Here is a 13,780-nt window from a genome sequence, read left to right as displayed (position 1 = left end):
ATTGATTAAAGGGTTAGACAAAATTAAGCCTCGTCTGCGTGTGTAGCGTTGTAGGTCTGAGCAAGTGAATAACCAATCTCGTCCAATGCAAACGAAATCTTATCGATGCGGTTGGTGAAGAAGTTATAAGATACAACGGCGAGCCATGATGTACCGATACCGAATGCGGTGTTGATCAGAGCCTCAGAAATACCGGTTGACAGCTCAACAGAGTCACCGCCACCACCTTGTGCCAGAGCCTGGAATGACTTGATCATACCAACCACAGTACCGAGCAGACCAGTCAGAGTACCCAGAGTAACGATGGTTGCAATCAGAGGAAGGTTCATTGTCAGAGTAGGCATCTCTACTGCGATAGCCTCCTCGTGAGCAGCCTGGATGCGAGCGATCTTCACTTCCTTCTTAACACCCTGAGCGGCGTCAGCCTCTTTGTAGGCAGTGATAGTAGCGCGAACCACGTTAGCTACAGAACCACCCTGCTGTGCGCAGTGCTGCAGAGCAGCGTCGAAGTTCAGAGCCTTCAGGTCAGCCTTGATCTTAGCCAGGAATGTAGCGAGCTTCTCCTTACCGATACACTTGCTCAGAGCGAATACGCGCTCGATAGCCATGAAGAGCACAGTAAGCAACAGTGTGTGGATCACAGGCACGATAACACCACCTTTATAGATAGTACCCCAGATGTTCAGAGGAGCACCAGCGGCGTCACCACCTTCGAAGTTAGCGGCCTGACCGAAGTTGAAGAAGAAGTTGCAGAATGCAATAGCTGCACAAAGTACGATTACCCAGATAGCATCCTTGATACCGACGCTACTAGTTTTTTTTGCTGCAGGAGCAGCGGCTTTCTGTGTTGTTGCCATAATTGTTTTGTTTTGTTTTTAAGTTATAAGAATTTATTAAATTGTAATTGTTCGATTAAGTATTATTTAGCCGACGAATGCCCATAGGCTATTAGCCTCTGGGCGCAATCACCTCGCAAAGGTAGCAAATAAATGCGTACTTCCGCTTTAATTAACTACATTTAACGCTTATTTTAAGGATTTTAGTGCCTCTCCTATACGGCGCATTGCCTCACGGATATTGTCGTCGCTGGTGGCATAACTCATGCGGAAGCAGTCGGGGTCACCGAAGGCATCACCTCCCACGGTAGCCACATGTCCTACTTCGAGCAGATACATGGCCAAATCTGTACTGTTCTCAATTTTCTGGCCGTCGGGCGTTGTCTTGCCATAGAAACTTGAGCATTTGGGGAACAGATAGAACGCGCCCTCGGGAACATTCACTTCCAGTCCGGGAATCTGCTTGGCAAGTTCCACGATGAGGTTGCGACGACGCTCAAAGGCCTGACGCATCTCTTCCACGCACTGCTGACTCTGTGTGTAGGCAAACTCTGCAGCCTTCTGGCTTACAGAGCAGGGACCACTGGTGTACTGGCCTTGCAGTTTGTTACAACCCTTTACAATCCACTCAGGACCGGCGATGTAGCCAATGCGCCAGCCGGTCATGGCATATGCCTTGCTGACACCGTTGACGATGATGGTGCGCTCCTTCATACCAGGGAACTGAGCGATAGACTCATGATGACCCACGTAGTTGATATGCTCATAGATCTCGTCAGCCAGGACGTACAGATCCTCGTGTTTTAATATAATGTTCGCGAGCGCACGCAATTCCTCTTTATTATAAACCGAACCAGTTGGGTTGCTGGGTGAACAGAGAATCAGCAGTCTGGTCTTTGGGGTGATGGCAGCCTCCAGCTGTTCGGGAGTCATCTTGAAGTTCTGCTCGAAGGTTGCCTCTACAAATACAGGGGTACCACCAGCCAGCAGAGCCATCTGTGGATAGCTGACCCAGTAGGGAGCGGGTATGATGACCTCTTCGCCGGGGTTCACCAATGCCATTACGGTGTTGCAGACACTCTGCTTGGCACCATTACTTACCAGAATCTCGCTCATCTGATAGTCCAGTCCGTTCTCACGCTTCAACTTCTCTACGATAGCCTTACGCAGTTCGGGATAGCCTGGTACGGGCGAGTAGCGCGAAAAGTTTTCGTCTACGGCTCGTTTGGCAGCCTCCTTTATGTGGTCGGGCGTGTTGAAGTCGGGTTCTCCGACGCTCAAGTTAATCACGTCAATACCCTGAGCCTTCATCTCAGAGCTCTTTTGCGACATAGCCAGTGTAGCTGAAGGTGCAAGTCGCTGCAAACGGTTAGATAATTGTGCCATATGTTTTCAAAATGTTTCTTTCGGCGTGCAAAATTAATCAAAAAGTTTCTCTTCGCAAAGAAAAAATTTCTAATTTTTGTTTTTTATGCACTATCTCCTGCTATTTGTTAAGATGTTGTACATACTTCACCTGTTCTCCGTCTTTCTTGAGTGCGTCGGCAAATGACTGTGGGGTGATTTTGACTGCACCTTTCATCAATTCAGGGATATTGTAACTCTTCATGAACTGGCGGTGATAATCGGGATCGGCACAGGGCAATTCGAACGGTTTTCCTCCATGCCCGTTTTTATCGATGTGAGCAATGAACGGACGCGTGAAATTCCCATCGTCACGACGGCTGCTGAAGACCACCCAGCGACCGTTGCTTGACCATGAGTGATAGCTCTCCACGTCGGGCGAGTTGATTTCGTCCATGCAGCGAACCTTTCCATTGGCAAGATCCAGCATATACAGGTCAGCGTCCTTATGCCAGATATGGAATACTCCATATTTGCCCATTGTAAACATCAGATAACGGCCATCGGGTGAGACACGGGGCAGGGTGGTGCTCATGTCTAGGGTATCTGCACGGAACACCAGTTCGCGCGGCCCGAATGTCTTGGTTCCCAGGTCAAAACGCTTCCTGTAGATATTATATTTCACCTCCTTGAAGCGCTGAATGAGTTCTACGCCAGGTGACACCGTATCCTTGAACTCGAAATGTGCACTGCAGTAGTAGAGTGCCTTGCCGTCAGGAGCCCAGGTCGGGAACACCTCAAACTCTGTTGCTTCCTTTTCAATATTCGTCACCTCGTTGCGTTCCACGTCGTAGGCTATCAAGTCGCTCTCCGTGTCAAACACTTCAATCTTGTCTGGATTGGTGATGTGGAAGGTCTGCATCGTCTTGTTCGTGGAATAGACTATCAGCGGCAGCCATGGATGCCAGGCAGGATAGACACCGGCCGAAAGGATAGAGTCGGACGTCATGTTAATCTTACGTATCTTTCCGTCGTAGGCGATGACGGTTCCTCCCTGATACTGACGCGCATGAAACTGCATCCGCTCAGGGTTGTACTGCTGATAGCTATGGCAGTTGACACACTGTCCGTCTGCGGGATTCTGACAGAGCATGTTATCGTAGATCACCTCCTCGTCATAGTTCTCCAGGCACCGTTGGTTGATGGTTAGCTCCTCGTAGGTAATATACGATGGCGCTATCAGTCGGTAACTGATATACGGGTCGATGGAGTCGGGAGATACATAGATGTCAAATGGCTTGAACTTAGTCCACTGACCATCCTTCTGGATATAAACCTCCACCTTGATGGCCTGTCCTTTCGCACATTCTGTAAGACGGTGCCAGTCGTCGAAGTCCGGTTGTACCTTTGTGCCTCCGCAGATAATCTCCTTGTCACCAGCAGTCAGTCGTGCCACGATGCCATCGCTTTTCCCGTCAGGTTCGAAGGTTAAAGGTGCGATGTTGATGGGTACCGTGACACCGGTGTAGTCGGGATAGATGGCCGGCGACTCCTCTGACTCGGCGTATGTGGTGGGTATCTGGTTGCCGCAGGCCGTCAGTGACAGTGCGACGATAATGATAGCAAACAGTTTCTTCATATCAAAAATAAGTAATATCCTTTAGGAAGAAGAATTCAAAATAATAGGTTGTACCGTATCTCTGGTACAGATAGTTGCGTACCTGCGCATTAGGTTTCCAGTTGCATTGCTGCATGACCTGTATGAAGCCGTGGAGATTTTCCTTCACGTCCTTGTTGACAGGCAGTTCTTCTGTGAATGACAGGTTCTCCATATTGCCAAAGAGGTAGGCTGCCTCCTGGAAGATACGTGGCACAGGCCTGTTGGGATGCATGTTGACATAATGTTCAAAGCGTGCCCAGAAATCAGCTGTGTTCCTGGTCCACATCGCAGCCAGCACAGCCTGTTCCTGGAAATAAGGTTCGTTGGCGTCTGTCTTTGAGAGCACCTCCATGAGGTTCTTCTCTACGAAACCGTCACCAGCGCTTTGCACATCAGGATAATGCATCATGTGTGTGATGGGCCCCGTCTCCGTATCACTGGCCATCAGGTCAGGCCGGTTGATAAGACCCTCAAAGTGGTCGGCCCAGTCGCCATAATAACAGGTCTGCCTGAGCAGGTTCAGGAACTTCATCGTGGCCCGTGCTTCATTGTTGAACAGCGCATTCCTTGCCATATATTGCAACCGTTCTACGCTCCATCCATACTCTACGCCTTCTTCCATGCATATACGGTGGCACTCGTTCATCATGCCGTAATGATAGTATATCAGCCGTCCGGCCGTGTTATACATGAATACATGCAAAGGTGTGTTGGGCTTTTTCGATCCTTTAGGAAAGCTGTACATCATGTCGCACTGTAGTCCCAACCGGCTCAGCGCCAGGTTGTGCATCATCACAATAGCACGTGTGGGCTCCCCTTCCTGCTTCTTTCCCTCGTCAATCACGCCTTGCCAGTCGGCCTGTTCTATGCAGCGCTGCATGCGTAGCTCGTGGTGGTAGTTGTCGTCCTTATACCAGAAATGCCAGATGCAGGCGATGAGGGCGACTAGGAGCAGGGCTTGGAGGAGGATGGGTTTAATGGGCTTAGTGGGCTTAATGGGTTTTGTGGGGTTCAGGCGGACAACCGCCATGACGAGAAAGTACAACGCCAACAGATAGTACGGGATATAGTAGGCGTATAGCGTCTCTGTTTCTGTGAAGACGGGAAGTGCCGTCAGGTAGATATCGCTGATGTGAGTCTGATAGTACACATAGCGATAACAGGCCAGGGGGATGACGATGATGCTCAGTAGGGCAATGACAGACACGCAGATGTTTTCTTTTCTTGCGTTTGTCAGCCGCCATGTCCAAATCCCCATCAGCAAGGCTGTGGCCAGGGCATAGGCACCCATCAGGGGATAGCCTGTTGCCACGGTCAGCACGACAAGCCCCATGCGTAACCAAATGTTATGTGGCAGGATGCGGAACAGCCATAATAATGCCACGCCAACTGTGGTGCCGATGGTTGCCGAGAAAAAATACCCCTTCAGCTTCAGGATGTAAATCCAGTAGTCCAGACTCGTGTCGGCTATCAGCAGGAACCCCACCGGTATGAGCGTCAGCAGCATCCACCTGTCGGGTATCTGGAACGCTCGTTTCACCAGCCACATAAGCAGCCACCACCAGCCGCATAGCATCACGACGCCTATCCATGGATGGTAGAAAAACTGTGTAAAGAATGTGCCAAGATAGGAGAGCATACCACCTGACGTCACCATCATTTGCTTAAAGAACAGTGATGAACAGAGGAACAGGTTCTGTTGCTGTACCTTCCAAAGCAGGTCGGACTCAAAACACAGCAGGGCGCAAGCTATCAGTGATAGTGCGCCCAGCCATAGTGCTATCGGTATAATTTTTTTCATTTGGGTTAGTGTTATTGGTGTTTGGTCTTAGGTTTTCGTCAGCGTGGTGGACTACAGGTGTAGTGTGTGTCCCATGCGCTCTTGTTTTGTTCTCAGATAGCGGAGGTTGTATTCGTTCGGTGTTACCTCGATGGGCACATTCTCCGTGATTTCCAGTCCGTAGGCCTCCAGTCCTACGCGTTTCACGGGGTTGTTGGTCATCAGACGCATCTTGTGTACGCCTATGTGGCGCAACATCTGTGCACCGCAACCATAGTCGCGCTCATCAGCCTTGAATCCCAGACAGAGGTTGGCATCTACCGTGTCGTAGCCTTCCTCCTGCAGTTTGTAGGCGGCCAACTTATTCATCAGTCCTATGCCGCGGCCTTCCTGCTGCATATATACGATGACACCCTTGCCCTCTTTCTCTATCTTCTGCATGGCCTTGTGGAGCTGTTCGCCACAATCGCAGCGTCGGCTTCCCAGGATGTCGCCCGTCATACATGAAGAATGTACGCGTACGAGGATGGGTTCATCCTCTTTCCATTCACCCTTTATCAGGGCGAAGTGCTCCTGTCCGTTGCTCTTCTGACGGAAGGGGATGATACGGAAATGACCGTATTCTGTAGGCATATCCACCTCTTCGCCCACCTCAATCAGTGACTCCTGCTGCAGGCGGTAGGCAATCAGGTCCTTGATGGTGATAATCTTCAGGTTGTGCTCCTGGGCAAAGGCCTGCAGCTCCGGCATACGGGCCATCGTACCATCATCATTCATGATTTCCATCAGTGCACCTGCGGGGTAGAGTCCTGCCAGACGGCACAGGTCTACTGCAGCCTCCGTGTGTCCACTCCTGCGCAGTACGCCGTTGTCCTGTGCATAAAGCGGGTTGATATGACCTGGACGTCCAAACGTCTGAGGGGTTGATGCAGGGTCGGCCAATGCCTGGATGGTAGCGGCGCGGTCGTGAGCCGACACACCGGTGGTACATCCTTCCAGCTTGTCCACCGTCACTGTGAAGGGCGTACCCAGCACAGAGGTGTTCTCACTGACCTGATGGGGCAGGTCCAGTTCCTCACTGCGACTGATTGTGATAGGTGCGCACAATACGCCACGTGCATATTTCAGCATGAAGTTCACCATCTCAGGTGTAATCTTCTCTGCGGCACAGATCAGGTCACCCTCGTTCTCGCGGTCTTCGTCGTCTACCACGATTACAAACTTACCATCACGAAAATCATCGATGGCCTCACTTATCTTGTTCAGCTTGAATGTCTCCATCATTTTGTTGTATTTCAAGTTTTGTATAATCTTTATAAGTCTCGTCCAGCAACTTGTCCTTTTGCTTGTCGGCCAGCTCCTGGATAATTGGCATCAACTTGTTGCTAGTATTGCTGATGTCGCGCAGGTCGCGGTACAGGCGCAGGCGGAAGCGTATCATGCGGCAATAGAAGAAGATACCCAGGGGCAGGAACAGACCGCTGACGATATTCAGCCATTTCTTTTCAAACGGACGCGTGTGTGCATGCGTGGCTATGATAGGATACTCGTTGAGTGTATATAGTACATGCTTGTCGCGTGCGTATCCCAGGTCCTCGATAGTCGTCTCCAGCACCTCGTTGATATGTTCTATCTCATGATCGTCACCGGCACGGAAGAATACCTTGATGGGGGACGGCCAGCGTAATAGCTTGTGTGTTTCCGAATAGATGGCGATATCCTCGTTGATAGTCTGGAGCATATTGGCATCCATGCGGTATTTCGGCTCCTCGATAATCACCTCCTTGCGTGTGATGTTGCGCTTCATGCGCAGACCCAGTATGCGCATGAGGAAGAGGCGGTAGGCGTCAATGTTGAAGACCGTAGAGTCGCGGTTGGCCTTATACGTGAAGAAGACTGCCAGCGGTGCCAGTACTACCGTGGATATGCTGCGCCCGAACCATACGGTCCAGTTGTCATCACGGGCCATACGCATGCCTGTCATATCCAATAGGTAGAATACCAGGAACACAATGACCGACACGATGACAGGCACACCCAGTCCGCCTTTTCGGATAATAGCTCCCAGTGGTGCACCGATAAAGAAGAAGATGATACATGAAAGTGCCAGGGTGAATTTCCCGATGGCCTCCAGCAGGTGCACACGCTCCAGGCGGTTCTGGTATTTTGCGTAGTCGCTCTTCATCTCCACATCGCTCAGTGCGTTTTGTGCCTGACGTGCGGCCTGTCGTGCCACTTCGCGTTGCTTGTCCTGGTTCATCTTCGCATAGACGCTGTCCATGACGGGGATGTCCTCGGCGGTCAGTGACTGGAGCTTAACCGAGTCCTGCGGGGTCAGCTCCTCTGTCCTGAAGGTATAGTTCCTGGCCTCCTCGAAGAAGGAACGTCCTATAGAATCGTTGGATAACTTGATAGAGTCCAGGTCGTGCAGGATGCGCATGACACTCTTCGCACTGGCATCATTTGTGAAGTTGCTGGCATCGGCCAGATTGAAATCACCGTCAAAGTCCAGCAGAATCTGTTTATGTCCGAATGACTCGCGGCGATAAGGCACCTCGGCCGTGCCACCCATATCCTGTGAGCGCATGTTCTCAAACCATTCGCCATTCCATAGCGTCAGCAGCAGGTGCTTTTTCTCCGCTGTAGACTGCAACATGCCTGAGTCGGCAAGGATAATGGTCTGATCCTCATACGAGCCTGTCTGACGGTAAATCATGATGCCGTACAGGTGACCGGTTTTCAGGTCCTTCTTCTCAACGTATAGGTTTGAATTGGGAATTCCGTCGTAGAATGTACCTTCAGGAATCTCCAGTTCCGGACTCTTCTGTTTCATGGATACCAGCAGTTGCTTCAGCTGCATGTTAGCACTGGGCACCACGACGTTTTGGAAGTAGAATGAGATACCTGCGATGCAGAGTACAATGAAAATGAGTGAACGCATAGACTGCATCAGCGAGATGCCTGCCGCCTTAATGGCAGTCAGCTCACTGCTTTCGCCCAGGTTTCCGTAGGCAATCAGTGATGACAGCAGGATAGCCAGGGGGAAGGCCTGCGGCATCAGTCCCAGGGCCATATACCAAAAGAACTGTGCCAGGATTTCCATGGACAGTCCCTTTCCGATAAGTTCGTCAACATAACGCCATAGGAACTGCATCATCAGCACAAAGAGGCAAATGAAGAAGGTTCCTACGAAAAGCAGTCCAAACTGTTTCGCGATAAATATATCTAATTTCTTTATCCTAAACATAATTCAGGCTGCAAAGGTACTCATTTTTTTTGAGGTTTGGGGTTTGAGGTTTGAGATTTCTCGTGTACCTTGTTATTTTTTAACAATAAACCTCCGCTCGCTTGTTACCGGAGGGATACAAAAACCTTAAACCTCAAACCTTAATCCTTGAATCTTAAAATCCGCTCGACTGATGCAGTCGGTCCAGATTGTCGTCCCACAGTTCGTGCAGGTCTTCAATATCTTCTGCTGGGGCAAAGTCCACTACGCACAGACAAAGTTCTTCCGTCAGTTCGCTCTTGCCAATTCTCATTTCCCAATAAGCTTCCGGTTCTTCTTCGTCTACCCATTGCAGACGTATATGACTGTTTTTCTGTCGCTCTACTATGTTGGCACTTAGTGTGTGATGTTCACCGTAAGGACTGCCCCACGTCAGCTGCATCACGCCGTTGTCTTCTACAACGCGGTCGGCCAACCAACGCTCCAATCCATGATCTGTGCTCAGTAACTGCCAAAGCAGGTCGGGTTTTCCTGCGGCAAGGGGATATTCCAAGTTTAATCGTTGTTTCAGCATATCGTTACTGGTAAGTTTTTACTTTATCACAAGATTAGTTATTCGGGTACAAAAGTACAAAAAAAGACGGAAAAAACCGCCATAGATACGGAAAAAATACGTGTTGTTTCATAAAAAATGTTAAGTAGAAGAAAATTCTTAATTCTTAATTCTTAATTCTTAATTTTTAGCAGTACCTTTGCACCCGCTTACAAGCAGATGGCGGGATAGCTCAGCTGGTTAGAGCGCATGATTCATAATCATGAGGTCGCCGGTTCAATCCCGGCTCCCGCTACTGAAAGAGGCGAAATGCTGGATTGTGCCGAGGATACTTTCTCGGCATTTTTTTTTAAGGTATTAGTATTATGCAAGACATTAGGAACATTGCAATTATTGCACACGTAGACCACGGTAAGACAACACTGGTCGACAAAATGATGCTGGCAGGAAATCTTTTCCGTGAGGGACAGAACCTGAGCAACCAGGTACTTGACGCCAATGACCTGGAGCGCGAGCGCGGTATCACCATTCTTTCCAAGAACGTTTCTATCAATTGGAAAGGCACCAAAATCAATATCATCGATACTCCGGGACACAGCGACTTCGGTGGCGAGGTAGAGCGTGTACTTAATATGGCCGACGGCTGTCTGTTGCTCGTCGACGCTTTTGAGGGCCCCATGCCTCAGACCCGTTTCGTGCTGCAGAAGGCACTCCAGATTGGTCTGAAGCCTATCGTGGTAGTTAATAAGGTAGATAAGCCCAACTGCCGTCCTGAGGAGGTCTACGAGATGGTATTCGACCTGATGTTCTCGCTGAATGCTACCGAGGACCAGCTCGACTTCCCCGTTGTCTATGGCTCTGCCAAGAACGGATGGATGGGTGAGGACTACAACAACCCCACCACTGACATTACCTATCTTCTTGATAAGATTGTAGAGGTGATTCCTGCTCCTCAGAAGCTCGAGGGTACCCCTCAGATGCTGATCACCTCTCTCGACTATAGCTCTTACACAGGCCGTATCGCCGTGGGTCGCGTACATCGCGGCACCCTCAAGGACGGTATGCAGGTCACCATTGCCCATCGTGATGGTTCTATGGAGAAGACCAAGATTAGGGAGCTCCACACCTTTGATGGTATGGGTCACCAGCGCACTGACGAGGTTGAGTGCGGTGATATCTGTGCAGTAATCGGCCTGGAGAAGTTCGAGATTGGCGACACTATCTGCGACCTCGAGAATCCCGAGCCCCTGCCTCCTATTGCTATCGATGAGCCTACCATGTCTATGCTCTTCCAGATCAACGACTCTCCCTTCTTCGGTAAGGAGGGTAAGTTCGTTACCTCTCGTCATATCAACGACCGTCTGCAGAAAGAGCTTGAGAAGAACCTCGCCCTCCATGTAGAGCAGTTCGAGGACTCTACCGACAAGTGGATTGTCAGTGGCCGTGGTGTGCTCCATCTCTCTGTGCTTATCGAGACCATGCGTCGCGAGGGCTACGAGCTGCAGGTTGGCCAGCCCCAGGTTATCTATAAGGAGATTGACGGTGTGAAGAACGAGCCTATCGAGGAACTCACCATCAACGTGCCCGAGGAGTTCGCTTCCAAGATGATTGATATGGTTACCCGCCGTAAGGGTGAGATGACCTCTATGGAGGCTCAGGGCGAGCGCACCAATATCGAGTTCGATATCCCCTCACGTGGTATCATCGGTCTGCGCACCAATGTGCTGACCGCTTCTCAGGGTGAGGCTATCATGGCCCACCGTTTCAAGGAGTATCAGCCCTATAAGGGAGATATCGAGCGCCGTGCCAACGGTTCTATGATTGCCCTTGAGACCGGTAATGCCTTTGCCTACGCTATTGATAAGTTGCAGGACCGTGGTAAGTTCTTCATCGATCCAGGTGAAGATGTCTATATGGGTCAGGTCGTAGGTGAACATGTCCACGACAACGACCTCGTGGTCAATGTCTGCAAAGCTAAGCAGCTTACCAACGTGCGTGCCTCTGGTACCGATGACAAGGCCCGTATCATTCCTAAGGTCATCATGTCGCTTGAGGAGTGCCTTGAGTATATCAAGGAAGACGAGCTGGTAGAGGTTACGCCCAAGTCTATGCGTATCCGTAAGGCCATCCTCGACCACGACCAGCGCAAGAAGGCCAACAAGAATTAATACACATTGTTTTTCGTATATAAATGATAAAGGCTCCCGAAGATTCGTCTTGGGAGCCTTTTCTTGTATATGGTATGTAGTTCGTTTTTATTGATTCTTCATTTCCTGGAAATCAGAAGGTGTCATGCCAGTCTCCTTTTTAAACACCGTCTGGAAATAGCTGCGGTCACTGAATCCGCAATGCTGTGCCACCGTCTCATTGTTCCAGTCAGGATGCTCGCATAGCATACGCTTGGCCTCTTCGATGCGCAGGCTGGTTATCCAACCGGCATAGGTGAGTCCCTGCTGTTTGACCCATGCAGAGAGCTGGTATTGCGGTATACCGATGGCTTCGGCGGTAGTAGGCAACTTCATTCCTATCTGCAGGTATCCGCCATTATTAATCCATTTCGTGATTAGTTGGGCACTGAAGTCGGCTTGGTCGGTGTCCTCCTCCTTTTCATCTTCACTCTCCTCAGCCTCCAGCATTCGTTTAGGAGCCGAACTGACCACATAGTTCGAGAAACTGTCTACCAGGTAGAATATTCCCGCAAAGAACAGGATGCCGAATATGGCCAGTCCTTTACTCTCCACAAAGATGAGCAGTGGCACCATCAAGGCCAGTACCATCAGCACCAGGATGCTGAGCTGCATCCATAGCAGCATGCCGTCCATATCGCGGTCGTAGTAGTTCTGCAAGGTATTGCGCATAGAGCGCAGGTTCTTCAGGTGTCGCCAACTGTAATGGCCCTGTAGCAACAGGTATAGCACGGATGACGCTACCTCCGCCCAGTGCAGTTCCGGTGTGTCGCTGAATAGCGGCTGTCCGTCAATATAGGCGGCAGTGCCTATCAGCAGCAGTGCGATGAGCCATACGATGCCTCCCAGCCATCTATCCAGTGTGCTGACATGACCTCTGCGCTGCAGGAAGAGTATTGACAGTGAGATATTCCAACTGCAGGGGATGAACAATAACAGGTTGACCATCACTGCCTGGGTCACACCCATGGCGCGCAATCCTAATGTATATTGCAACAGGAACTGAATATCCAGTAAAACGATACCGGCAGTCATCAGCCAGCGTGCATTTCCCACCACAGGATTCACTCCCACCTTCTTTGGCAGGAGCAGCAGCTTCAGCGCAAGTAGCGTCAGCAATACGACGGCAGAAAATTGCATCAATTCCATTTCGGAGTGCAAAATTACGAAAAAATGCGGAAAAACGACGATTTAGGTGTTAAAATTCGCGGAATTTAAACACCTTATTGTGGAATTTCTAACACCATTGTGGAATTTTTAACACCTTCTTTTATATAAAAACATTACTTTTGCAGCCGAAAAATGGAATTAGTCAACCATAAACTTTAATGGCACACGAGTTATACCATATTGTTCTTCTGATGGCAGCCGGCATCAATTTCCTGATAGCCTTCGTGCTGCTGTATAATAATATCTGGTACCGCAATTATGGTGTTTACTGTCGTGCGCGTATGCTGGTAGCCCTTTGCTACGTCATCTTTGCCATCGGTTTTGCCATGCATGCCTATTTCGAGTGGCGCACCTCATGGCCGGCAGCTGCCTCTGCCCTTTCAGTCAGTTATTTCCATATCGGCGGTGTCCTCTTCGGATGGAGCCACACCTCACTGATGCGTCCCGACTATCTCAAGAAGAAAGTCGTCCTTCGCGACCTCACCATCCTCCTGGTCGGTCTCGCATCCTATTGGACAGCGGTAGCAAATTATTCACTTTTCGTTATCCACTTTTCCTTTATCATTTTCTTCGCTCATGCCAGTTATATTGCTTTCATTTTCTACCGCACCTATTTCCTTGTACGGCGCAACCTGATAAGCATGCCAGCCGATGAAATGGCGCCAAAATGGTGGACACCCGAAGCCAAGCGTACCGTACTCAGCGGTCACCACTCGTTTGTGATATCCTGCCATCTCATCGTACTTTTTGGGCTTGGCGGGATAGTGGTCACCGCCGTATTCCCTCACCAAATAACCCCCTATACCGTGTTGCTCTGCATGGGCATCGCGGTCTATTGCTATATATTCTACTCCCTGTCGGAGTATGGCAATGTGATCGATGCGGCCACCTATGCCACAGAAGATGCCGAGAAGCTATGAATAAAGAATAAACAATAATAATGATGAAACAAAACAGATTCTTTACCTTCCGTGTGTTGCTTGCCTGTCTGCCACTGCTTTTGTGTGGCATTCAGGCACACGCCT

The 13,780-nt window shown here is 49.9% G+C and carries 10 protein-coding genes and 1 tRNA gene; 3 read left to right on the top strand and 8 right to left on the bottom strand.

Going from position 1 to position 13,780, the window contains the following annotated elements:
- Positions 1–23: 23 nt before the first annotated feature.
- The 7 genes from L6468_RS13425 to L6468_RS13395 all read right to left on the bottom strand — a co-directional run bounded on the left by L6468_RS13425 (position 24) and on the right by L6468_RS13395 (position 9,420).
- The gene (locus tag L6468_RS13425) at positions 24–857 is read right to left on the bottom strand and encodes a MotA/TolQ/ExbB proton channel family protein (RefSeq protein ID WP_091813717.1); all 834 of its coding nucleotides are present in this window, start codon (positions 855–857) and stop codon (positions 24–26) included.
- A gap of 168 nt (positions 858–1,025) precedes the next feature.
- Positions 1,026–2,222: a pyridoxal phosphate-dependent aminotransferase gene (locus tag L6468_RS13420; RefSeq protein WP_091813720.1), complete on the bottom strand. Its 1,197-nt coding sequence runs from the start codon at positions 2,220–2,222 to the stop codon at positions 1,026–1,028.
- Between the two features lie 100 nt (positions 2,223–2,322).
- Positions 2,323–3,819 (bottom strand): TolB family protein, encoded by a 1,497-nt coding sequence (locus L6468_RS13415; protein WP_237793593.1) that lies wholly within the window; start codon positions 3,817–3,819, stop codon positions 2,323–2,325.
- A 1-nt stretch (position 3,820) separates the two neighbouring features.
- On the bottom strand, positions 3,821–5,641 hold the full coding sequence (locus tag L6468_RS13410; protein WP_237793592.1) for a DUF6057 family protein: 1,821 nt from the start codon (positions 5,639–5,641) through the stop codon (positions 3,821–3,823).
- 51 nt (positions 5,642–5,692) lie between these two features.
- The gene (locus L6468_RS13405) at positions 5,693–6,901 is read right to left on the bottom strand and encodes a bifunctional 3,4-dihydroxy-2-butanone-4-phosphate synthase/GTP cyclohydrolase II (protein WP_237796683.1); all 1,209 of its coding nucleotides are present in this window, start codon (positions 6,899–6,901) and stop codon (positions 5,693–5,695) included.
- Positions 6,870–8,867 (bottom strand): LptF/LptG family permease, encoded by a 1,998-nt coding sequence (locus tag L6468_RS13400; protein ID WP_091813729.1) that lies wholly within the window; start codon positions 8,865–8,867, stop codon positions 6,870–6,872. Before L6468_RS13400 ends, L6468_RS13405 begins: the two co-directional genes overlap by 32 nt.
- Before the next feature lie 154 nt (positions 8,868–9,021).
- Positions 9,022–9,420, bottom strand: coding sequence for an START-like domain-containing protein (locus L6468_RS13395; RefSeq protein WP_237793591.1), 399 nt, complete (start codon positions 9,418–9,420; stop codon positions 9,022–9,024).
- Between the two features lie 200 nt (positions 9,421–9,620).
- Here L6468_RS13395 and L6468_RS13390 point away from each other — a divergent pair.
- Both L6468_RS13390 and typA read left to right on the top strand, forming a co-directional pair.
- A tRNA-Met gene (locus tag L6468_RS13390) sits at positions 9,621–9,694 on the top strand.
- A 70-nt stretch (positions 9,695–9,764) separates the two neighbouring features.
- On the top strand, positions 9,765–11,567 hold the full coding sequence (gene typA / locus L6468_RS13385) for a translational GTPase TypA (protein WP_091813734.1): 1,803 nt from the start codon (positions 9,765–9,767) through the stop codon (positions 11,565–11,567).
- An 87-nt stretch (positions 11,568–11,654) separates the two neighbouring features.
- On the opposite strand, the gene L6468_RS13380 is transcribed toward typA, so the two are convergent.
- Positions 11,655–12,734, bottom strand: a complete 1,080-nt coding sequence (locus L6468_RS13380) for an AraC family transcriptional regulator (protein ID WP_237793590.1) — start codon at positions 12,732–12,734, stop codon at positions 11,655–11,657.
- Between the two features lie 179 nt (positions 12,735–12,913).
- On the opposite strand from L6468_RS13380, the gene L6468_RS13375 reads away from it, so the two are divergent.
- Entirely contained in the window at positions 12,914–13,675 is a 762-nt protein-coding gene (locus tag L6468_RS13375; protein WP_237793589.1) for a hypothetical protein, read from the top strand.
- Positions 13,676–13,780 lie beyond the last annotated feature (105 nt).

The organism is Prevotella communis (assembly GCF_022024115.1).
GTDB lineage: Bacteria > Bacteroidota > Bacteroidia > Bacteroidales > Bacteroidaceae > Prevotella > Prevotella communis.
The sequence above is the reverse complement of the archived record's forward strand: the minus strand, read 5'-3'. Positions and strand labels throughout refer to the sequence as shown.